This is a genomic window from Marinobacterium iners DSM 11526, from assembly GCF_900107855.1.
In the GTDB taxonomy this organism is placed as follows: domain Bacteria; phylum Pseudomonadota; class Gammaproteobacteria; order Pseudomonadales; family Balneatricaceae; genus Marinobacterium; species Marinobacterium iners.
In genome coordinates, this window is sequence record NZ_FNRJ01000021.1 from 19,684 (window position 1) to 40,665 (window position 20,982).

General features: G+C 54.1%; 22 protein-coding genes. 4 read left to right on the forward strand and 18 right to left on the reverse strand.

Annotated features, from left to right (window positions below):
* The first annotated feature begins 131 nt into the window (after positions 1 to 131).
* Positions 132 to 341: a PA3496 family putative envelope integrity protein gene (locus BLV48_RS16345; RefSeq protein ID WP_091827865.1), complete on the forward strand. Its 210-nt coding sequence runs from the start codon at positions 132 to 134 to the stop codon at positions 339 to 341.
* 46 nt (positions 342 to 387) lie between these two features.
* On the opposite strand, the gene BLV48_RS16350 is transcribed toward BLV48_RS16345, so the two are convergent.
* Complete coding sequence (locus tag BLV48_RS16350) at positions 388 to 1,878, reverse strand: FMN-binding glutamate synthase family protein (protein WP_091827866.1); 1,491 nt, start codon at positions 1,876 to 1,878, stop codon at positions 388 to 390.
* A 147-nt stretch (positions 1,879 to 2,025) separates the two neighbouring features.
* On the opposite strand from BLV48_RS16350, the gene BLV48_RS16355 reads away from it, so the two are divergent.
* Positions 2,026 to 2,649 (forward strand): PGAP1-like alpha/beta domain-containing protein, encoded by a 624-nt coding sequence (locus tag BLV48_RS16355; protein ID WP_091827867.1) that lies wholly within the window; start codon positions 2,026 to 2,028, stop codon positions 2,647 to 2,649.
* A gap of 96 nt (positions 2,650 to 2,745) precedes the next feature.
* On the forward strand, positions 2,746 to 3,189 hold the full coding sequence (locus tag BLV48_RS16360; protein WP_091827868.1) for a YbaN family protein: 444 nt from the start codon (positions 2,746 to 2,748) through the stop codon (positions 3,187 to 3,189).
* Positions 3,190 to 3,260: 71 nt separating this feature from the next.
* Here BLV48_RS16360 and glmS read toward each other — a convergent pair whose 3' ends face one another.
* Positions 3,261 to 5,087, reverse strand: a complete 1,827-nt coding sequence (gene glmS, locus BLV48_RS16365; protein ID WP_091827869.1) for a glutamine--fructose-6-phosphate transaminase (isomerizing) — start codon at positions 5,085 to 5,087, stop codon at positions 3,261 to 3,263.
* A 2-nt stretch (positions 5,088 to 5,089) separates the two neighbouring features.
* Positions 5,090 to 6,457: a bifunctional UDP-N-acetylglucosamine diphosphorylase/glucosamine-1-phosphate N-acetyltransferase GlmU gene (glmU, locus tag BLV48_RS16370; protein WP_091827870.1), complete on the reverse strand. Its 1,368-nt coding sequence runs from the start codon at positions 6,455 to 6,457 to the stop codon at positions 5,090 to 5,092.
* 123 nt (positions 6,458 to 6,580) lie between these two features.
* Here glmU and BLV48_RS16375 point away from each other — a divergent pair, with 123 nt between their 5' ends.
* Positions 6,581 to 7,321 (forward strand): TrmB family transcriptional regulator, encoded by a 741-nt coding sequence (locus tag BLV48_RS16375; protein ID WP_091827871.1) that lies wholly within the window; start codon positions 6,581 to 6,583, stop codon positions 7,319 to 7,321.
* A 107-nt stretch (positions 7,322 to 7,428) separates the two neighbouring features.
* On the opposite strand, the gene BLV48_RS16380 is transcribed toward BLV48_RS16375, so the two are convergent.
* The 15 genes from BLV48_RS16380 to BLV48_RS16450 form a co-directional block, all read right to left on the reverse strand.
* Positions 7,429 to 7,854 (reverse strand): F0F1 ATP synthase subunit epsilon, encoded by a 426-nt coding sequence (locus tag BLV48_RS16380; RefSeq protein WP_091827872.1) that lies wholly within the window; start codon positions 7,852 to 7,854, stop codon positions 7,429 to 7,431.
* 33 nt (positions 7,855 to 7,887) lie between these two features.
* Complete coding sequence (atpD, locus tag BLV48_RS16385) at positions 7,888 to 9,285, reverse strand: F0F1 ATP synthase subunit beta (RefSeq protein WP_091827873.1); 1,398 nt, start codon at positions 9,283 to 9,285, stop codon at positions 7,888 to 7,890.
* A 37-nt stretch (positions 9,286 to 9,322) separates the two neighbouring features.
* A complete protein-coding gene (gene atpG, locus BLV48_RS16390) occupies positions 9,323 to 10,186 on the reverse strand; it encodes a F0F1 ATP synthase subunit gamma (protein WP_091827874.1) in 864 nt (287 codons plus the stop codon).
* Between the two features lie 74 nt (positions 10,187 to 10,260).
* Positions 10,261 to 11,805, reverse strand: a complete 1,545-nt coding sequence (gene atpA / locus BLV48_RS16395) for a F0F1 ATP synthase subunit alpha (RefSeq protein WP_091827875.1) — start codon at positions 11,803 to 11,805, stop codon at positions 10,261 to 10,263.
* Positions 11,806 to 11,820: 15 nt separating this feature from the next.
* The gene (locus tag BLV48_RS16400; protein WP_091827876.1) at positions 11,821 to 12,357 is read right to left on the reverse strand and encodes a F0F1 ATP synthase subunit delta; all 537 of its coding nucleotides are present in this window, start codon (positions 12,355 to 12,357) and stop codon (positions 11,821 to 11,823) included.
* A 12-nt stretch (positions 12,358 to 12,369) separates the two neighbouring features.
* Positions 12,370 to 12,840 carry a F0F1 ATP synthase subunit B gene (locus BLV48_RS16405; RefSeq protein ID WP_091827877.1) on the reverse strand — a complete coding sequence of 157 codons (471 nt, stop codon included), beginning with the start codon at positions 12,838 to 12,840 and terminating at the stop codon, positions 12,370 to 12,372.
* A 72-nt stretch (positions 12,841 to 12,912) separates the two neighbouring features.
* On the reverse strand, positions 12,913 to 13,140 hold the full coding sequence (atpE, locus tag BLV48_RS16410) for a F0F1 ATP synthase subunit C (RefSeq protein WP_091827878.1): 228 nt from the start codon (positions 13,138 to 13,140) through the stop codon (positions 12,913 to 12,915).
* An 85-nt stretch (positions 13,141 to 13,225) separates the two neighbouring features.
* Positions 13,226 to 14,047 (reverse strand): F0F1 ATP synthase subunit A, encoded by an 822-nt coding sequence (gene atpB, locus BLV48_RS16415; protein ID WP_091827879.1) that lies wholly within the window; start codon positions 14,045 to 14,047, stop codon positions 13,226 to 13,228.
* A gap of 24 nt (positions 14,048 to 14,071) precedes the next feature.
* Positions 14,072 to 14,497, reverse strand: coding sequence for an ATP synthase subunit I (locus tag BLV48_RS16420; RefSeq protein ID WP_091827880.1), 426 nt, complete (start codon positions 14,495 to 14,497; stop codon positions 14,072 to 14,074).
* A gap of 142 nt (positions 14,498 to 14,639) precedes the next feature.
* Positions 14,640 to 15,533, reverse strand: coding sequence for a ParB/RepB/Spo0J family partition protein (locus BLV48_RS16425; protein WP_091827898.1), 894 nt, complete (start codon positions 15,531 to 15,533; stop codon positions 14,640 to 14,642).
* On the reverse strand, positions 15,533 to 16,345 hold the full coding sequence (locus tag BLV48_RS16430; RefSeq protein WP_091827881.1) for a ParA family protein: 813 nt from the start codon (positions 16,343 to 16,345) through the stop codon (positions 15,533 to 15,535). Before BLV48_RS16430 ends, BLV48_RS16425 begins: the two co-directional genes overlap by 1 nt.
* Positions 16,346 to 16,347: 2 nt before the next feature.
* Positions 16,348 to 16,971: a 16S rRNA (guanine(527)-N(7))-methyltransferase RsmG gene (rsmG, locus tag BLV48_RS16435; protein WP_091827882.1), complete on the reverse strand. Its 624-nt coding sequence runs from the start codon at positions 16,969 to 16,971 to the stop codon at positions 16,348 to 16,350.
* The gene (mnmG, locus tag BLV48_RS16440; protein WP_091827899.1) at positions 16,971 to 18,866 is read right to left on the reverse strand and encodes a tRNA uridine-5-carboxymethylaminomethyl(34) synthesis enzyme MnmG; all 1,896 of its coding nucleotides are present in this window, start codon (positions 18,864 to 18,866) and stop codon (positions 16,971 to 16,973) included. The genes rsmG and mnmG overlap by 1 nt, the downstream gene beginning before the upstream one ends.
* A gap of 871 nt (positions 18,867 to 19,737) precedes the next feature.
* Positions 19,738 to 20,316 (reverse strand): YceI family protein, encoded by a 579-nt coding sequence (locus BLV48_RS16445; RefSeq protein WP_091827883.1) that lies wholly within the window; start codon positions 20,314 to 20,316, stop codon positions 19,738 to 19,740.
* The gene (locus BLV48_RS16450) at positions 20,309 to 20,890 is read right to left on the reverse strand and encodes a cytochrome b (protein WP_091827884.1); all 582 of its coding nucleotides are present in this window, start codon (positions 20,888 to 20,890) and stop codon (positions 20,309 to 20,311) included. The genes BLV48_RS16445 and BLV48_RS16450 overlap by 8 nt, the downstream gene beginning before the upstream one ends.
* Positions 20,891 to 20,982 lie beyond the last annotated feature (92 nt).

Below are 20,982 nucleotides of genomic sequence, written 5' to 3' on the forward strand. Positions count from 1 at the left end.
CCCTGATGCATACCGGTGATTTGAAATTCGGCGCCGGTTAGGGTAAATAAAAAACTCCTGGAGTGTTTGCTGTCATCGGACAGACACCTTCTGTCTCCCGATAGCGGCAACCCTGAGATCGGAGAGAGGCTATGCTGATACGGAAAGAACAGGATCTGGACCCGATTCAGACTGAGGTTTTCGACATCATGGTTGGATACGATGTTGAACAGAAAATCCGGCGCAAGCAACACGCGACCAAACGCCTGCTTGAGGCCCGAAGAGCCATTGAGCGTCATCAGGAGGAAAAGGAGCTGATGACCTGGCTTGACCGCGAATCCTGGTTCGACGACGAACGCTGAACCAATAGTGAAGCCAGCTTGATTGCTGGCTTCACTCTTTCCGCTCTCAGGAGCGGGGGTAGAGGATATTCAGCGGTACCGACCCACCACCATCGACCACGACGGCGGCATGCTCACGTGTCAGCTGACGAGGTTCTGATACACCGCAGGCATGGGCAATCATTTCAACTTCATGCACCAGGTTGTGGTGAAAGTTGGCTACCCGCTCTGCCTTTACGTCCGGTACCAGCCCTTTGTGCAGTTTGGGGTTGTGAGTGGTAATGCCGGTGGGGCAGCTGTTTTTGTTGCACTGCAATGCCTGAATACAGCCCAGCGCAAACATGAAACCACGTGCGGTCACTACAAAGTCAGCCCCCAGACAGATCGCTGCCGCCACATCGGTCGGGTTGATCAACTTGCCCGATGCGATCACCCGCACCCGGTTGCGCAGGTTATGCTGGATAAGTTTATTGACCAGCAGCGGAAGACTCTCGCGCAGTGGTAGGCCAACGCTGTCCATCAGCGGCATGGGGGCTGCCCCGGTGCCGCCGTCAGCACTGTCCAGGGTAATGAAATCCGGTGCCGACTCACTGCCTCGATTTGACACAGCTTCACAGAATGCATCCAGCCAATCCGTACTGCCCAGCACCAGCTTGAAGCCGACCGGTTTTCCGGTCACTTCACGCACATGTGCAATAAAATCCAGCAGGTCATCAATACTGGATATTTCCGGGTGGCGATTGGGGCTGATCGAGGCCTGCCCTTCCGGAATGCCACGCGCCTCGGCAATCTCGGCTGTCACCTTGTCACCCGGCAATATGCCGCCCTTGCCCGGCTTGGCACCTTGGCTCAGCTTGATTTCGAACATTTTGACCTGTTCAATCGCGGCCATTTTCGCCAGGCGCGCATCGTCAAGCCGTCCCTGTTCATTCCTGACGCCGTACTTGGCAGTGCCAATCTGAAATACGATATCGCAGCCACCGGTCAGGTGATGCTTCGACAGGGCGCCTTCACCGGTATTCATCCAGCAACCCGCTTTTGCTGCTCCCATCGACAATGCCTGTACCGCAGGTGCCGACAGAGCACCAAAACTCATGCCCGAAATATTGAGAAAGGATGGCGCATCGTAGGGCTGCCGGCAGTAGGGCCCAATCCGCATCGGTTGTGTACTGGCCGCATCTTCACTCAGTGTCGGAAACGGGCAGTTCAGGAAGTAATAAGTCCCCGGCTTGCGCAGATCCCGTGTCGAACCAAAGGCCACCGTATTATCAATATTTTTCGCCGCCCGATAGACCCAGGAACGCTGGGCACGATTGAACGGCATCTCTTCACGGTCCATGGCAAAAAAATACTGACGCAAAAATTCGCCCAGTGTTTCGAACAGGTAGCGGAATCGCCCCAACAAGGGATAGTTGCGCCGTATGGTATGTGCCGTCTGGCGCTTGTCTATCTGATACATAATCACGCCAACAATAAGCAGGACAACAATCAGCAACAGCACGACAACACCAATAAGCGCAATAAAGTCGATCGCCAGCATGAAGATGGTTTCGTTCATTTCAGTCCCTGTCAGCCTGGTTGGTGCCCCCTATCCTACCGCTCAGCCAGAGGAACAGCCATGGTCCGGTAGCGCAAAAGGCGGTCTTTCCTCCATTTCACTGAAGGGTTAAGCTGACACGAACAGATGGATGGAGCCACTGCCGTTATGCACGTACAAAAAGTTGTGGTGTTGCACGGTCTCTACATGTCAGGACTGGTGATGCGCCCTTTATGCAGGCGCCTGCATAAACAGGGTTATCAGACACTCAACCTGACCTACAACACACTGTCGCCCGATCTGGATACGATCTGCACTCGAATCGATCAGTTTATCGACAACGAGCCCACCGCTTTCGTCTGCCATTCCATGGGAGGTTTGATTGCACGGCGCTACCTTGAACGCAACAGCAAACAGAGCCACTGGGTCGACTCGGTCATTACGCTGGGCACCCCTCACAAGGGCAGTCATCTGGCTCGTGAGATTCATGATTCCAGGTTCAAGGGGATGCTTAAAAACAGCATCGAATATTTGTTGGCCGACAATCATCACTGGCCCTTTAAAGCCCGGCTATACAGCATCGCAGGCGACCTTCCTGTGGGACTGATGCCTTTGCTGAGCAGGGATTCGATATCCGACGGGACCGTCCTGATTGATGAAACCCGTGTCACCGGCATGACCGAACACAAGGTCTTTCCCCTCACTCACACCAGCCTGATTTACTCACGTCGGGTACTGAATTACATCGTTGAAACACTGCAACGACCAACCTCGACTGTGGCTGATGATTGAGTTGAGCTATGGCAAGCAGCGGGCTTTTAAATTGTCCTTTCGGTGAGTATTGGCCCATTATCCATACTGTATGGTCAAGAATACGGAGCCTCACTCATGCCTTCAGTCAGGCGACAGACACAATCTGAAATAATCAGCCCCCCATTTCGTTGGGGCTGGTTACTGCTGACTTGGGTCTGTATTGCCCTGGCCTTGATCGGCGCCCTGTTGCCGGGATTGCCCACCACCATCTTCGTACTGGTCGCCGCCTGGAGTGCTTCGCGCTGCTCACCCCGCCTGCGCGGCTGGTTGGAACAACATCGACTGCTTGGCCCATGTCTGCACAACTGGGAACAGGGTGGCTTTATCGATCGACGCACCAAATGGACCGCCAGTATCGGCATGTTTGTGGCTCTTTGTATCGTACTAATCAGTATCCGCCACCCTGTATTGCTCCTGAGCATTCTGGTTTTCATCACCATCGGCGCAGTCGTTGTCTGGTCACGACCCGAGCCGGTCATGGACGAGTTAAAGCGGAATGACCACCGCGACTCAACATGAGAGGCCCACACTTCGCGGATACAAAAATGCCCTGCACTGCAGGGCATTTTTCATTGTGACACAGGTATCTTTTATTCCACCGTAACCGATTTGGCCAGATTGCGTGGCTGATCCACATCCGTGCCCTTGAGAACGGCTACGTGGTATGACAGCAATTGCAATGGCAATGTAAAGGCTATCGGATCCAGTATGGCTGGCATCTCGGGAAGATGGATCACATGTACACCATCCTCTGGCTGGATGCTTTGCTCGCAACCGGCAAACACAAACAGTTCACCGCCTCGGGCACGTACTTCCTGTAGATTGGCCTTGAGCTTGTCCAGCATGCCATTGCGAGGCGCCACCGCGATGACCGGCATCTCCTTATCCACCAGCGCCAGCGGGCCATGCTTGAGTTCACCAGCCGGGTAGGCCTCGGCATGAATGTAAGAGATCTCTTTCAGCTTGAGAGCTCCCTCCATTGCCACCGGATACAGACTGTTACGACCAAGAAACAATGCATGGTGCTTTTCGGCAAAGTGCGTCGACATCTGCTCAATCGCACCATCCAGCTGCAGCAGCTGTTGCAGCAGTTCAGGCAATTGCTGCAGGGCTGCGATCAGCTCGGTTTCACGCTCAGCGGTCAGGCTGTGACGACGCCCCAACGCAATGGTGGTCAACATCAGGGCAACCAGCTGGGAGGTAAATGCCTTGGTAGACGCCACCCCGATTTCAGGGCCGGCATTGGTCATCAGGCTAAGATCAGACTCCCGCACCAGTGAACTGCCCGGCACATTGCAGATTGCCAGTGTGGCCAGCACGCGCTGTTTTACTTCACGCAGTGCCGCCAGGGTATCGGCCGTTTCACCAGACTGGGACAGGGTCAACAGCAGAGTCCCCTCAGGCAACACTACCGGGCGGTAACGGAATTCACTGGCCACCTCAACCATACAGGGGATGCCCACCAGATCTTCAATCCAGTATTTGGCTACCATCCCGGCATGGTAGCTGGTACCGCAGGCCACGATCTGCACCTGTTTCACCTGATCAAACACTGCACTTGCGCCACTGCCAAACGCTTGCTCCAGCAAGAGGCCCGAGGCGGTGCGCCCTTCCAGTACCGCCTGCATAACCCGCGGTTGCTCGTAAATTTCCTTGAGCATGAAATGGCGAAACTCGCCCTTATCGGCATTGCCCAGTCCATGCTCGAAGGTGGTCACAGCACGTTCGACCACGTCTCCACTGGCATCAAATACCTGAATGCGCTCAACCTCCAGCACCGCGATATCACCATCTTCAAGGAACATGAAGCGGTCGGTGACCGGCAGCAGTGCAAGCTGGTCGGAGGCGATGAAATTTTCGCCAATGCCAACCCCAATCACCAGCGGGCTGCCCTTGCGCGCGGTCAGCAGTTGCTCCGGGCTATCGGCATGAATCACGCCCAGTGCAAAAGCGCCTTCCAGATAACTCAACGTCTGGCGCAATCCATCCACTAAGGTCAGACCTTGTTTGAGCTCGCGATCCAGAAGGTGGGCAACCACTTCGGTATCGGTTTCCGAGGTGAAGACATAGCCCTGCTGCTGCAGCTCACGTTTGAGCGGCTCGAAGTTTTCGATAATGCCGTTGTGTACCACCGCCAGGCGCTCGCCGGACATGTGCGGGTGAGCATTCTGTTCCGATGGTTTGCCGTGGGTCGCCCAACGGGTGTGGGCGATACCCAGATGCCCGGCCAGCGGCTGCTTCTCACAAGCCTCAGCAAGCGCCTGTACTTTACCAATACGGCGCAGGCGGCTGATCTGACCATGGTCCAGCACCGCCATACCGGCTGAGTCATAACCACGGTACTCAAGGCGACGCAGACCTTCCAGCAGAATTCCGGCCACGGAGCGCGCCGCAATGGCGCCTACAATTCCACACATGCTCAGGATCCTTTCTTCTGCGGGCGCACCCAGTTATCAAGATTGATCTGCTTGCCACGGGCCACCGCCAGCTGGTTGTCAGTCACGGTTTTGGTTACGGTAGAGCCAGCGCCGATGGTTGCACCAGCACCAATATTGACCGGTGCCACCAGCGAGCTGTTGGAACCAATAAAGGCACCATCGCCGATACGGGTAAGGGACTTGTTAACACCATCATAGTTGCAGGTGATGGTACCGGCTCCGACATTAACCTCTCGACCGATCTCGGCATCGCCGATATAGGTCAGGTGGTTGATCTTGGAGCCCTCTCCAATACGAGCCTTCTTGGTTTCTACAAAATTGCCTATCTTGCCGCCTTTGGCCAATTCGGTACCTGGACGAAGCCGAGCAAAGGGGCCGATCTGCGCATTGTCACCCACAGTAGCGCCATCAATCATCGAATTGGCTTCTATACGACAACCTGCCCCAATCACCGCATTACGGATCAGGCAGTTGGGGCCAATTTCAACACCATCACCCAGCAGTACCTCGCCTTCGAACACCGCGTTGATATCGATCAGCACGTCACAACCGGTTTTCAGCACACCACGGACATCAATACGGGCAGGGTCGGCTAAGGTCACGCCTTCAGCCATCAGCATTTCGGCCTGCTGCTGCTGGAACCAGCGTTCCAGCTGAGCCAGTTGCAGACGATTATTGACGCCCTGTACCTCCTGCTCGGCTTTCGGCTGGATGGCGCGCACTCGCATGCCTTCTTCTGCCGCCATGGCGATCACATCGGTGAGGTAGTATTCGCCCTGAGCGTTATTCGCAGACAGACGTGGCAGCCACTCATGCAGCGCCGCAGACGGCAGCGCCAGAATACCGGTGTTCACCTCACGGATCAGCTTTTGCTGTTCGCTGGCCTCCTTGTGCTCAACAATGGCCACCACATCGCCAACTGCATTGCGAATGATTCGACCATATCCGGCTGGGTCTTCAAGATTCACTGTCAGCAGCCCAAGGTCGCCCTGTGAAGCAATACCTGTCAGCTGCTGCAGCGTTTCAGGACGCGTCAGTGGTACATCGCCGTACAGAATCAGTACAATCGAGTCGTTGCCGATCTGCGGCATCGCCTGAGCCACGGCATGGCCTGTCCCCAACTGCTCATGCTGCCAGACAAGATTCACTGCCTGACCCTTCATTGCCTGTTCAACCTGCTCACCGCCGTGTCCAATCACCACATGCAGCGCTTCAGCCTGAAGTGCCCGGGCACGATCAATAACATGCTGCAACATCGGCTTTCCTGCCAGTCGGTGCATCACTTTCGGCAACGCCGATTTCATGCGACTGCCCTGTCCGGCAGCCAGAATCACTACATCCGTTTTCATCATCCACAACTTGTCTGTTTGCGGCCCTGACACCTGTCAGGGCCCATTGATTCAAGAGTTGTCAGGCACTTTAGCGTATACTCGAAATCGATCAATCCTTTTTGTCACTCAAAAATTGACAATATGAACCAGCAGATTTTTGAACAGCTCGGTCTGAGTGAACGTGATGTCAGCATTTACAAGGCCTTGCTTGCATTGGGACCCAGTGCAATACGAACCGTTGCTGAACGCGCAGGTGTCAATCGCGGGACAACCTATGAGTGTCTTAAAAGCCTGCAACAGCGTGGAGTCGTCACCTACCTGCCCAAGGGCAAACGCCGCTATTTTTCAGCGCGAGAGCCAGAAGTATTACTCCAGTTGGCACAAGAGCGACGCCAGCAACTTGATCAGGCGATCAATCAGCTGAAAGGCAGTGTGATACCCGAACTGCACCACCTTAAACCTGAATTCAGCGTCGCCAATGTGGAGTTTTATGAAGGGGATGCCGGGATTGAGCAGGTCCTGCGCGATATTCTCAACCGTGTTGGTGATCAGGATGAACGTGTCTACTCGGTGTTTTCCTCCAAGCCGATTCGACCCCTGTTGTACCGTCCATTTCCCAACTTCACGGCTCAGCGGGTCGCCCGCAAAATTCGCGTGCGGGTGATTGCGATCGGTGATGGAGGTGAGAGCGCCGAGTACTCGGAACGTAAATGGATACGAACAGAGGGTTCAGTTGATGCGGCATACATTGCAATTTACCCACCACGCTGCGCCATTATTTCGTTGGCTTCTGACAATTACCCTACCGCAGTGGTGATCGACTCACGTGAAGTTGCCGCTGCCCAGCAGATCATATTCAACACGCTGTGGGGCTTACTCTAGCGAAAGCACGCAACATGATTTCTGCAACGCTTCATAGCCGTCACGTAATATCCAGATACAAAAAAAGCAGCCCTGAGGCTGCTTTTTGCATGCAGTCGAAAGGTTGGTTATTTACCAATCTTGCGACGAATCTGCTGCAGAGTGCGAAGCTGAGCCGCTGCTTCAGCCAGCTGAGCCGCAGCACGTGAGTATTCGAACTCGCCGGTCTTGTCAGCCATGGCATGCTCAGCATGCTTCTGGGCTTCAAGCGCGGCAGCTTCACTCAGGTCACCCGCACGCAGTGCAGTATCAGCAAGCACTGTCACTTTATGCGGCTGTACTTCGATAAAGCCACCGGAGACGTAGAATACATCTTCCTCACCGCCCTGCTTGCGCAGCTCGACAGGGCCTGGTTTCAGTTCCGTCAGAAGCGGAGCGTGACCCGGATAGATACCCAGGTCACCCAGGCTACCTGTCACGGAGACGAACTCGATCAGGCCGGAGAAGATCTGCTCTTCGGCACTTACGATGTCACAATGAACAGTCATAGCCATCTTGATTACCTCTTAAAAGGTTCCGCGCGGAACTTACAGGCCCTTCGCTTTCTCAACAGCTTCGTCGATGGTGCCAACCATGTAGAACGCCTGTTCCGGCAGATGATCATATTCACCTTTCAGAATGCCGTCGAAGCCACGGATGGTTTCCTTCAGAGACACGTATTTACCCGGAGAACCGGTGAATACTTCGGCCACGAAGAACGGCTGAGACAGGAAGCGCTGAATCTTACGCGCACGGGATACAGTCTGCTTGTCTTCTTCAGACAGCTCGTCCATACCCAGAATCGCGATGATATCCTTCAGCTCCTTGTAGCGCTGCAGGGTCTGCTGAACGCCACGAGCGATTTCGTAGTGTTCCTGACCGATAACCAGCGGATCCAGCTGACGAGAGGTGGAGTCCAGCGGGTCGATCGCCGGGTAGATACCCAGCTCCGCGATTTGACGAGACAGTACTACAGTCGCATCAAGGTGGGAGAAGGTGGTTGCCGGAGACGGGTCAGTCAAGTCATCCGCCGGTACGTATACCGCCTGGATAGACGTGATGGAACCGGTCTTGGTAGAGGTGATACGTTCCTGCAGAACGCCCATCTCTTCCGCCAGAGTCGGCTGGTAACCTACCGCAGAAGGCATACGACCCAGCAGTGCCGATACTTCGGTACCCGCCAGGGTGTAACGGTAGATGTTGTCGACGAACAGCAGTACGTCACGGCCTTCATCACGGAATTTTTCCGCCATGGTCAGACCGGTCAGAGCTACACGCAGACGGTTACCCGGCGGCTCGTTCATCTGGCCGTAGACCATCGCTACCTTGGACTTGTCGAACTGCTCAACGTTTACAACGCCAGCTTCCTGCATCTCATGGTAGAAGTCGTTACCCTCACGAGTACGCTCACCAACGCCCGCAAATACGGACAGACCAGAGTGCTGAGTCGCGATGTTGTTGATCAGCTCCATCATGTTTACGGTCTTGCCTACACCGGCACCACCGAACAGACCGACCTTACCACCCTTGGCGAACGGGCAAACCAGGTCGATAACCTTGATGCCGGTTTCCAGCAGCTCGTTAGTAGCTGCCTGGTCCGCGTAAGACGGCGCCTTACGGTGGATGGCGTAACGCTCTTCTTCACCGATCGGACCACATTCGTCGATCGGCTCACCCAGAACGTTCATGATACGACCCAGGGTGGCAGTACCGACCGGTACAGATACCGGAGCGCCAGTGTTGGTCGTTTCCAAACCACGGCTCAGACCTTCAGTCTGACCCATGGCAATTGCACGTACGACACCGTCGCCCAGCTGCTGCTGAACTTCCAGTGTCAGGCCGGTTTTTTCGACGGTCAATGCGTCGTAAACCTTCGGCACGTTGTCACGCGGGAATTCCACGTCTACAACCGCACCGATAATCTGAACAATACGTCCGCTACTCATGTTCGGATCCTCTTAACTTTTAAACCTGTTCACTGCATCAAACAGCAGCAGCACCACCGACGATCTCGGAAATTTCCTGAGTAATCGCCGCCTGACGAGCCTTGTTGTATACCAGTTGAAGCTCGTCGATCAGGTTGCCGGCGTTGTCGGTTGCATTCTTCATCGCCAGCATTCGGGCTGCCTGTTCACAGGCGTTGTTCTCAACCACGGCCTGATAGACCAAGGACTCGATGTAACGCGTCAGCAGGCCGTTCAACAGCTCCTTCGCGTCCGGTTCGTACAGATAGTCCCAGTGATGGTTGAGCGTCTTGTCATCGTCTTCCGCCTTCAGCGGCAGCAGCTGCTCAACGCCAGGCTTCTGGGTCATGGTGTTCACGAAATCGTTGGATACGATGAACAATTGATCCAGCTTGCCTTCGTCGAAGTTATCCAGCATCACCTTGACCGAACCGATCAGCTGTTCCAGTTCCGGCGCATCGCCGAGACCGCCCTTCGCAGCAACGACGTTACCGCCGTAGTTACGGAAGAAGGTGATTGCCTTAGAGCCCAGTGCACAGATATCGACTTCGATATTCCTGTCGTGGAACTCTTTCATTTTGCTTACAGCTGCCTTGAACGCATTCACGTTCAAACCGCCACAGAGGCCACGGTCGGATGCCACAATAATGAAGCCGACACGTTTGACCTCACGCTCCTGCATGTAGAGGTGCTTGTATTCAGGGTTGGCTTTCGCCAGATGCTGAATAACACCACGGATGCTCTGGGCGTACGGACGGGAAGACTGCATGCGATCCTGGGCTTTACGCATCTTCGATGCAGCAACCATTTCCATGGCGCTGGTGATTTTGCGCGTGCTGCCAATGCTCGCAATCTGCGTCTTAATCTCTTTTCCGACTGCCATAGTTCCGCCTATTAAACTTGAATCAGTATTGGACCGGCCGGTGTATCTGGCCGGTCACCAGCTCTGACGAGCAATTACCAAGTTTGGGTAGACTTGAACTTCTCGATGCCAGCCTTGAACTGAGCCGCGATTTCGTCGTCGTAACCGCCTTTCTCGTTCACTTTCGCCATCAGATCAGCGTGTTCGCTGTTGAAGTAGGCGACCAGGGCTGCTTCGAATGCACCGATCTTGTCCAGCTCGACACCTTTCAGGAAGCCTTCGTTGGCAGCGTACAGGCTCAGACCCATCTCGGCGACGGACATCGGAGAGTACTGTTTCTGCTTCATCAGCTCGGTTACGGCCTGGCCGTGTTCCAGCTGGTTACGAGTAGCATCATCCAGGTCGGAAGCGAACTGCGCGAACGCTGCCAGCTCACGGTACTGAGCCAGTGCCAGACGCACACCGCCACCCAGCTTCTTGATGATCTTGGTCTGGGCAGAACCACCCACTCGGGATACGGACAGACCTGCGTTGATCGCAGGACGTACGCCAGAGTTGAACAGGCTGGCTTCCAGGAAGATCTGGCCATCGGTGATGGAGATTACGTTAGTCGGTACAAACGCAGATACGTCACCACCCTGGGTTTCGATGATCGGCAGCGCGGTCAGAGAACCGGTCTGGCCTTTCACTTCACCCTTGGTGAACTGTTCAACGTAGTCAGCATTTACACGGGACGCACGCTCCAGCAGACGGGAGTGCAAGTAGAATACGTCACCCGGGTATGCTTCACGGCCCGGCGGACGACGCAGCAGCAGAGAGATCTGACGGTATGCCCAAGCCTGCTTGGTCAGGTCGTCAAATACGATCAGCGCGTCTTCACCGCGGTCACGGAAGTATTCACCCATGGTCGCACCGGCGTACGGTGCCAGGTACTGCATGGCAGCCGGATCAGCAGCGCCTGCAGCGACAACGATGGTGTGATCCATCGCACCGTGCTCTTCCAGCTTGCGCACCACGTTGGCGATGGTGGACTGCTTCTGTCCGATCGCAACGTAGATACACTTGATGCCGGTACCTTTCTGGTTGATGATCGCATCGATCGCAATTGCGGTCTTACCGATCTGACGGTCACCGATGATCAGCTCACGCTGGCCACGGCCAACCGGTACCATCGCGTCAATCGCTTTCAGACCGGTCTGAACCGGCTGATCTACGGACTGACGTGCAATTACACCCGGCGCTACCTTCTCAACCGCGTCGGTGAGCTTGGTATTGATCGGTCCCTTGCCATCGATCGGGTTACCCAGCGCGTCAACAACGCGACCAAGCAGTTCCGGACCAACCGGCACTTCAAGAATACGACCGGTACAACGTGCGGTCATGCCTTCGACCAGACCCTGATAGTCGCCCAGTACTACGGCGCCGACAGAGTCGCGCTCCAGGTTCAGTGCCATACCGTAGACACCGCCCGGGAATTCGATCATCTCGCCGTACATAACGTCGGCAAGACCGTGGATCAGGATAATACCATCGGATACGCTGACGATGGTGCCCTCGTTACGGGCTTCAGAAGACACATCAAGTTTCTCGATGCGCTTCTTGAGAATCTCGCTGATCTCAGATGGATTCAGTTGCTGCATTGTTATTCCTCACACTCAGGAATTCATCGCTTCGGCCAGTTTCGCCAGTCGTGCGCGAACGGAACCGTCGATCACAAGGTCATCAGAGCGAACAACCACACCCCCGATGATGGACTTATCCACCTGGGATGTAAGCTTCACTTCACGACCCAACTTGGTGCTGAGGGCCTTGGCCAGTTTCTCCTGCTGTGCATCTTCAAGCGGGAAAGCCGTGGTCAGGTCAACATCGACCTTTTTCTCCAGATTGGCTTTCAGGCGCTCGAACTGCACGGAGATCTCTGGCAGCAGGCTCAGCCGGCCGTTTTCGGCCAACAGACGAACAAAGTTCTTGCCTGCTTCATCCGCCTTGGCATCGAGCACTGACAGTACAACGTCAGCTTTTTGCTCGCCGCTCAGGGACGGATTGCTCAGCACTCGGGTCATCAGGCTGTCACTGGCCGCCATGGCGACAAGTGACAGTGTCTGAGACCATTGATCGAGGTTGCCCTTCTCACGCGCATATTCGAATGCGGCTTTGGTGTAGGGCCGGGCGACTGTATTGAGTTCAGCCATCGTAAACCTCGCTTAAAGCTCAGCTGCCAGTTTCTCAACCAGCTTAGCGTGCGCTTTTTCGTCAACAGAGGCTTCCAGAATCTTTTCAGCACCGGCAATTGCCAGTGTAGCCACCTGAGCGCGCAGTGTTTCGCGTGCACGGTTGACTTCCTGTTCGAGTTCAGCCTGAGCAGATGCTTTCACACGGTCGGCTTCGACACGTGCCTGCTCCTTGGCTTCTTCGATGATCTGGTTAGCCCGCTTGTTGGCCTGTTCAATGATGGCGGCTGCCTCTTCCTTGCTTGCACGCATTCCGTCAGCTGCTTTTTCCTGTGCCAGCTGGAGATCACGTTTAGCACGGTCGGCCGCATCAAGCCCTTCGGCAATCTTCTTCTTACGCTCAGCCAGGGCACCGGTAATCGGTGGCCAGACGTATTTCATACAAAATACGACGAAGAGGAAGAATGCAATGGCCTGACCAATGATGGTGAGATTGATATTCACGCCATTACCTCTCGCGGTTGTCTGTTCAAGTAGTTACCCCCGCAGGGGCGCAGTGCCATTCGAACTACTTAATTAAGCAACAGCGAACAGGACGTACAGACCCAGACCAACACCGATCATCGGGATCGCGTCAACCAGGCCCATTACGATGAAGAACTGAGTACGCAGCAGAGGAACCAGTTCAGGCTGACGAGCAGCACCTTCCAGGAACTTGCCACCCAGGATACCGATGCCGATAGCAGCACCAATAGCACCCAGACCCAGCATCAGCGCAGCAGCGATATACAGCATTGCTTCCATTTTTTCTCTCCAACTATTTTCAAGGTTAAGTTAGTTAGTTTTGCAAAGGTAAATCGGTTGTTCAGTAAACTCTATCCGTTACAACTCAGTGATCATCATGCGCCATGGCGAGGTACACAATTGTCAGCACCATGAAGATGAACGCCTGCAGAGTAATAACCAAGATATGGAAGATCGCCCAGGGTACAGACAGCACCCACTGCGCCCAAAACGGCAGCAGCGCGATCAGGATGAAGATCATTTCGCCCGCGTACATGTTGCCGAACAGTCGCAGTGCCAGTGACACCGGTTTGGCAAGCAGACCAACCAGCTCAAGGAACAGGTTGAACGGAGCAAATATTTTCGGCAGCGGCTGGAATGAAAGCTCAGCCAGGAACCCGCTCACACCTTTCTGCTTGATGCTGTAGTAAACAATCAGGGCAAACACGCTCAATGCCATGCCGCCGGTAGCGTTCACGTCAGTGGTCGGTACAATTTTCATGTACTCAACACCCATCTGCGCAAAGATGTAAGGCACCCAGTCAACCGGCACCAGGTCCATCAGGTTCATCAGGAAAATCCAGACGAAGATGGTCAGTGCCAGTGGGGCAATTACGGCATTCTTGTGGTGAAAGATGCTTTTAACGTTCTCATCGATGAACTCGATCAGAGTTTCAACGAAGTTCTGCGCCCCCCCAGGAACACCGGCTGTCATACTTTTGGCCACCTTGCGGAAGAACCATATAAACAGCAGGCCCAGCCCCACGGACCACAGCATTGTATCGACGTTGATCGCCCAGAAACCCATCTCTGCCGCTTCCTGCGCACCGTGCGCGAAGCTCCAACCGTTTTCGGGATGATTCCCGAACGTCAAGTTGGTCAAGTGATGGGAAATGTATTCTGAGGATGTAACTGTTCCACTTGCCATTCTCAGTATCTCTCATTCAAAGTTTCAGGAACTGTGTCTGCACTGCTTCAGCTGCAGTATCCATCCGGATAGCTGCAGCAGTATGAAGGTGCCAAATAGGGGAAATGGGCTCAAAGGCTGAACCAGCATGAAGGTTGCACTGAACAGCGCAACCGCCAGCATCATTTTCCCTATTTCGCTCGCATACATACGAATCACGATGCGATGGGCGTTATCGGCGTCCTGGCTGGAAAATGCCCGCCAGGCAAAATACAGATTCGGAATCAGGTAAAGCAGACCACCCAGCAGGGCCGAATATGCTTGTGTCACCCCGAGCAACAAACAGGCCATAGATACACTGAGTATCAACACGGCCTGTTGCAGGAAGATTCGCTTGAATCCCTTGATGCTGCGCCTGTCACGTACACTGACAGCCGCTTTTGGGACTTGCTCCGCTGTACTCTTCCTCAATCCTGATCCTGTATCGTCCGAAACAGTGCCCAAATAGCGGGCAGATTATAGGCATTCCCCCCCTGTTTCTCAACTGAAACCCGGAAGATTTGCACTAAGGTCTTACCCTAAGCCAGTACGACTGGATATTACCTGATGCGGGTCAGCCAATCAGCTGCAGGATTGCATCGAGTTCATCACGAGACTTGAAATTGATTGAAATCTTACCCTTGCCGCTTGCCGTCGCATTGATCTTGACGGGTACAGAAAAACGCTGAGACAGCTCTCCTGCAAGCTGCTGCAGCTGTTCGTCTGGCTGCTTTGACGGCTTTTCTTCGGCATCAGCGGGTTGCTGAAAACGCTTCACCAACAACTCGGTTTCGCGTACCGAAAGCCCTCTGGTGACGACCTCATCTGCCGCCTTGATCTGAACCAGCCCTTCCAGGGCCAGCAATGCCCTCGCATGGCCCATTTCGATATCGCCATACTCCAGCATTTTTTTGACCTCATCAGTCAAATTCATCAACCGGAGCAGGTTGGTAATCGTGGAGCGGGACTTGCCAACGGCATCAGCGACCTGCTGCTGGGTCAGCTCAAACTCGGTCTGCAGACGATGCAGCGCGATCGCTTCCTCGATTGGGTTGAGATTTTCACGCTGAATGTTTTCAATCAGGGCCATGGCGATGGCCGCTTCATCGGGCACATCGCGGATAATCACCGGGATTGTGCTCAATCCCGCCATCTGTGCCGCTCGCCAGCGCCTCTCACCTGCGATGATTTCGTAACGTCCCTCCGCTACCGGCCGGACCACAATCGGCTGCATGACGCCCTGGGCACGAATCGAGTTTGCCAGCTCTTCCAATGCCTGAGGTTCTAGATCACGCCGCGGCTGATAACGACCACGCTGGATTTCATCCAGTGGCATCTGTCGCAAGTCACCCTGCTTGTCTGCGGCCTGACGTGCCTCGGTCTGTTCCGCGTAAGGTGAGTCTTCTGCCGCCACATCAGACAGCAACGCATCCAGCCCGCGCCCCAGTCCCCGTTTTTTCGCTACCATCATTCAGCTTCCTGTTCCGTTGTCACCACCGCCTCTGCGGTGCGTTCCCGATCCGTACGGCGAATCAATTCACCAGCCAGAGCCAGATAGGCCAGAGCCCCGCGGGAGCTCTTGTCATACTGCAGCGCCGGCAGACCATGGCTTGGCGCTTCAGCCAGACGCACATTACGGGGGATCACCGTGCGATAGACCTTATCCCCGAAATACTCCACCAAGTGAGTGGATACATCCTTCGTCAGGCTCATGCGCGGATCGTACATGGTGCGCAGTATGCCCTCGATCTTCAGCTCCGGATTAAGGCGCTGATTGATCTTGTTGATGGTCCCGACCAGTGCACTGATCCCCTCCAGTGCATAGTACTCACACTGCATAGGAATGATCACACCGGATGATGCCGCCAGTGCGTTGACCGTCAGCAGATTGAGTGACGGCGGGTTGTCGATCAGGATGAAGTCATAGTCATCCATCACCGGCATCAGTGCCATCTTGAGCCGGAATTCACGCCGCGGGAGCTGCAGCAGCTCAACCTCGGCAGCCGTCAGGTCGCCATTGGCACCGATCAGATGATAGCCGCACAGGGTATCCTTGATGATCGCATTGGCGGCATCGGTCTGATCTGTCAGGAGCTCATACACCGAATGTTCCAGTTGATGCTTGTCGATGCCGCTGCCCATGGTGGCATTCCCCTGGGGGTCCAGATCGATCATCAGTACCCGTTTGCGGGTCGCGGCAAGAGATGCCGCCAGGTTGACGCAGGTGGTGGTTTTACCCACACCACCCTTCTGATTGGTGATTGTGATGATCTTGGCCACGTTCAGATTCTCCCAAGGATCAGCAGGTGTCGCTCGCCATCGGTATCCGGCAGGTTAAGCCGGTGTACGTCCTGCAATGAAAACCCTGCCGGTATCTGTTCGAGTTCGGCTTCAGGATACAGTCCTTTCATCGCCAGAAACACTCCACTTGGCGCGGCCAAATGACCGCTGAGTGTCAGCATGTCAGAAATGGAAGCAAAGGCGCGTGAAACTATCATGTCGAAAGGGGCTGCCTCTACCTGTTCCACTCGACCGTTGATAACGGTCAGATTATCCAGCCCCAACTCGATTCGCACCTGCTGCTGAAACCGAGTCTTCTTGCCGTTACTGTCCAGTGTGGTGACATCAAGATCGGGACGGCAGATCGCCAGCGGAATACCGGGCAGACCGGGGCCACTGCCCACATCGAGCAGACGTCCCGAGCCAATCCAGGGCAGAATGCTCAAGCTGTCCACCAGGTGACGGCTGATCATCTCCTGCGGATCACGTACAGCGGTCAGGTTGTATGCCTTGTTCCACTTCACCAGCAATTGATGATAGGCCAGCAGGCGCTCGACTTGTGTTTCGTTGAGGTCGAGTTTCAGTTGTTTCAGCGCCTGCTCCAGCGTGTGGCGATACCGATCCATCAATGTTGCACCTGTGTCCTGTTATGGCTGAGTTGGCGTTTTTTCAGATATACCAGCAGCAACGAAATCGCTGCAGGTGTCATACCCTGAATGCGTGAAGCCTGTGCCAGGGTTTCCGGGCGCTGTTGATCCAGCTTGAGTTTCAACTCATTGGACAGACCACTGACCTGACTGTAATCGAAATCATCCGGCAAGCGAGTGTTTTCCTGGCGGCGCATCTGCTCGATTTCAGTCTTTTGCCGCTCGATATAGCCGGAATATTTGAGCTGGATCTCAACCTGTTCTGCGGCCTGAGCGTCATTGATCGGCTCGCCCTTGAGCCAGGCCACATCGTTGTAGCCCAACTCGGGGCGCTTGATCAGGTCGGCCAGATTGTATTCTCGGGTCAGCTCACTTTTCAGACGGCTGCTGAGTTGCTCTGCTTCGACCGTAGCGGGATGTACCCAAGTATTTTTCAGGCGTTGCAGCTCCAGCTCCATCGCTTCGCGCTTGGCCTCGAACCGCATCCAGCGTTCATCGCCGACCAGCCCCAGTTCACGCCCCTTTTCGGTCAAGCGCAGATCGGCGTTGTCTTCACGCAGAATCAAACGGTATTCCGCCCGACTGGTAAACATGCGATAGGGCTCGGAGGTACCCAGCGTGATCAGATCATCGACCAGAACACCGATATAGGCTTCATCGCGGCGAGGATACCACTGCTCGCGCTCAAGTGCGCGTGCTGCTGCGTTGTAACCCGCCAGCAGGCCCTGAGCGCCGGCTTCTTCGTAACCGGTCGTTCCGTTGATCTGACCGGCAAAATAAAGACCACTGATATGTTTTGTTTCCAACGTATGACGCAGATCCTGCGGGTTGAAAAAGTCATATTCGATGGCATAGCCCGGTCGGGTGATATGTGCATGTTCAAAACCGCGAATCGAACGAACCAGCTCCATCTGTACATCAAACGGCAGACTGGTGGAGATGCCGTTGGGATATAGCTCATGGGTAGTAAGGCCTTCAGGTTCAACAAAAACCTGGTGTTGATCCTTGTCCGCGAAGCGATTGATCTTATCTTCGATAGAGGGGCAGTAACGAGGTCCAATCCCTTCGATCACGCCGGTATACATGGGCGACCGGTCCAATCCGCCACGAATAATGTCATGGGTACGGGCGTTGGTATGGGTGATGAAACAACTGACCTGCTGTGGGTGCTCATCCCGGCTGCCCATGAAAGACATGACCGGTGTTGGAGTATCACCCGGCTGAGGCTGCATGACGGAAAAATCGACACTGCGGGCATCGATGCGCGGAGGTGTGCCAGTCTTGAGCCTATCGACCCGTAACGGCAATTCTCGTAATCGCTGTGCCAAACGGATTGAAGGCGGATCACCGGCGCGGCCACCGGCATGATGATCCAGTCCGATATGGATAACACCTCCGAGGAAGGTACCTGCAGTCAGAACCACGGAACGTGCGTGAAAACGAATGCCGGTTTGAGTCACTACCCCCTTGACCTGTTCACCTTCCACGATCAAGTCATCAGCCGCCTGCTGGAAAATATGCAGGTTAGGCTGATTCTCCAGTATCGAACGAACGGCAGCCTTGTAGAGGATACGATCAGCCTGGGCGCGTGTTGCACGTACAGCAGGCCCCTTGCGGGCATTAAGTACCCGAAACTGGATACCCCCTCGATCAGTTGCCCGTGCCATCGCGCCATCAAGCGCATCGATCTCTTTCACCAGATGACTCTTGCCGATCCCGCCGATGGCTGGGTTGCAGGACATCTGACCCAGCGTTTCGATGTTGTGTGTCAGAAGCAGAGTTTTGGCACCGATGCGTGCGGATGCCAAAGCGGCTTCTGTTCCGGCATGTCCGCCGCCGATCACGATTACATCAAAGTGGTCAGGGTAATCCACTGCACAGGCCTCACAGATTGTGTTGTCGAACTGACCGCATGGGTCGGGTGAAAAGGCTGACAAGTATAGCGTTCTGAAGTGCTGCAGGAAATGGTCAAATATTGAACAGCTCTTTTTCTTCTTATATATATGTAAGGATAAGTAAGGTTTATATATAAAGATGATTATTGTTTGTTATGTATGGTCAGCCACATTTCCGTTGATAGTGCGGTTTTTTGCATGTATTTCATATGGTTAGACATCGTCAAACCCTGTATACCCTTGCCCGTGTGACTGGTGACGCCCTTGGGATGAGGTGTGTGTAAAACAGCACCATATCCACAGCCTGAATTGTTCCACCGTTTGTGCACAGATGGTTCCGGGACAGGAACACAGTTTCCGGACAGGCTGGTGTGAATTGTATATTCATGTGGTTAAGAGCAGAGCAAGCTGTACGTTGGCTGTGAATTGATTTCGAAAACACAAACAAGTGCTGAATATCGTGAAGATAGATCTGTTGATAAGTCTGTGTGTGGTATGTATAACATGAGCAGGTTTTATTGCAGGATGGGATTGGTAAGTTATGCCATGATAACAGAGTAAAAGCATTAATCTATTTAAAAACAGTAATTTACGAATTCTTTGATTGTGTATAACGAGGATTTATCATAAAGCCAACCCTTGTTTTGCACAGGCTATCACAATGCCGGTCAATAAATGTCCAGCAGGGTTAGGCCCGGAATCAGTGACACATGTGGGTAAGATACCGAAAAAAAAATTCGGCTTTGCCTGTGGGTAAGTAGCAAGAAACGCTAAAGCCGCTGCAAAGCGATAAAAACAGGGGGAAATGAAGGTGGAAAGGCCGACGGTGCCGGCCTTGATTGTGCAGAGCTTACTGGCGGATGCCTTCAATACTCAAAATCAGTTCGACTTCCTGTGCAGCAGGGCCAAGATCCATATCGATATTGTAGTCCTTCAGGCGAATGCTGGTGCTGCCTTCGAAACCTGCGCGGTATCCACCCCAGGGGTCTTCACCCTCACCCAGATGTTGGGCATCAATAATCACTTCGCGGGTCGCGCCGTTCAGTGTCAGGTTACCCTTGATCTCCAGCGCGCCATCCTCAGACGCAGTCACAGAAGTAGACTCAAAGCGTGCAACGGGATGAGCGTCCACATTGAGAAAGTCTGCGCTGCGCAGGTGTTTGTCACGTTCGGCATGATTTGAATCCACGCTGGCAGTATTGATATTGACGCTCACACTGCTGTCTTCCGGTGATTCGGAATCCCAGTTGAAGCGACCATCAAACTCATTGAAGCGGCCGTACAGCCAGCTGTAGCCCAGGTGGCTGATCTTGAAATTGACAAAAGCATGCTGGCCTTCGATATCAATGGCATATTCCGCTGCCTGTGCTGTCACAGCAGACATTGTCAGCATTGAACCCAATGCCATACCGGCAAACAGTTTATTCATTATGACTCTCCTTGGTATTAGTGGACCCCGGCCTCAACATGCGGATGAGGGTGGTGTCACGATCAATGAAATGATGCTTGAGTGCACCCAGAATGTGCAGGGCTACTAACGCAAGTACGCCCATGGCCAACCAGTAATGCACAGCCCCTGCGCGATCGGCCTGACCAGGAAGTCCGGTGATCAGTGCCGGCAGTTCAAACCAGCCAAATACACTGATACCCTGGCCCTTGGCGGTCGAGATCAGATAACCACTGATCAGAATGGCAAACAGCATGAAGTAGAGTAGAGCATGAGCGGCATGGGCAAGACGAACCTCCCAGTGGCGATGGCTGGGAAGTGTCTTGGGTTGAGGGTTTGTCAATCGCCACAGCAGGCGTGCAACAAGAACAGCGGCCAGACTTAAACCGATACTCTTGTGCCAGAATGGTGCAAGCTTGTACCAGGGGCTGTAATAGTTTAGTTCGACCATCCACAGCCCCAAGGCAATAAGACCGAACACTGTCAACGCAACCAGCCAATGCAGCAGGATGCTGATCAATCCATAGGACTCTATTGTGTTACGCAGGGCTGGCATTCTTCTCCTCCTGATTCAGTGCAATGATTGTCACACTAAAAGGAGAATCAATTAAGCCGTCTGAATGGTGCAAATATATCAGTTTTTTTGAT

Coding starts and splice junctions, on each gene's coding strand:
- BLV48_RS16345 (WP_091827865.1), top strand. CDS start 132: ATGCTGATACGGAAAGAACAGGATCTGGACCCGATTCAGACTGAGGTT.
- BLV48_RS16375 (WP_091827871.1), top strand. CDS start 6,581: ATGAACCAGCAGATTTTTGAACAGCTCGGTCTGAGTGAACGTGATGTC.
- atpB (WP_091827879.1), bottom strand. CDS start 14,047: ATGGCAAGTGGAACAGTTACATCCTCAGAATACATTTCCCATCACTTG.
- BLV48_RS16355 (WP_091827867.1), top strand. CDS start 2,026: ATGCACGTACAAAAAGTTGTGGTGTTGCACGGTCTCTACATGTCAGGA.
- glmS (WP_091827869.1), bottom strand. CDS start 5,087: ATGTGTGGAATTGTAGGCGCCATTGCGGCGCGCTCCGTGGCCGGAATT.
- glmU (WP_091827870.1), bottom strand. CDS start 6,457: ATGAAAACGGATGTAGTGATTCTGGCTGCCGGACAGGGCAGTCGCATG.
- atpE (WP_091827878.1), bottom strand. CDS start 13,140: ATGGAAGCAATGCTGTATATCGCTGCTGCGCTGATGCTGGGTCTGGGT.
- BLV48_RS16400 (WP_091827876.1), bottom strand. CDS start 12,357: ATGGCTGAACTCAATACAGTCGCCCGGCCCTACACCAAAGCCGCATTC.
- BLV48_RS16360 (WP_091827868.1), top strand. CDS start 2,746: ATGCCTTCAGTCAGGCGACAGACACAATCTGAAATAATCAGCCCCCCA.
- atpA (WP_091827875.1), bottom strand. CDS start 11,805: ATGCAGCAACTGAATCCATCTGAGATCAGCGAGATTCTCAAGAAGCGC.
- BLV48_RS16350 (WP_091827866.1), bottom strand. CDS start 1,878: ATGAACGAAACCATCTTCATGCTGGCGATCGACTTTATTGCGCTTATT.
- rsmG (WP_091827882.1), bottom strand. CDS start 16,971: ATGGATCGGTATCGCCACACGCTGGAGCAGGCGCTGAAACAACTGAAA.
- BLV48_RS16425 (WP_091827898.1), bottom strand. CDS start 15,533: ATGGTAGCGAAAAAACGGGGACTGGGGCGCGGGCTGGATGCGTTGCTG.
- BLV48_RS16450 (WP_091827884.1), bottom strand. CDS start 20,890: ATGCCAGCCCTGCGTAACACAATAGAGTCCTATGGATTGATCAGCATC.
- BLV48_RS16445 (WP_091827883.1), bottom strand. CDS start 20,316: ATGAATAAACTGTTTGCCGGTATGGCATTGGGTTCAATGCTGACAATG.
- BLV48_RS16380 (WP_091827872.1), bottom strand. CDS start 7,854: ATGGCTATGACTGTTCATTGTGACATCGTAAGTGCCGAAGAGCAGATC.
- atpG (WP_091827874.1), bottom strand. CDS start 10,186: ATGGCAGTCGGAAAAGAGATTAAGACGCAGATTGCGAGCATTGGCAGC.
- atpD (WP_091827873.1), bottom strand. CDS start 9,285: ATGAGTAGCGGACGTATTGTTCAGATTATCGGTGCGGTTGTAGACGTG.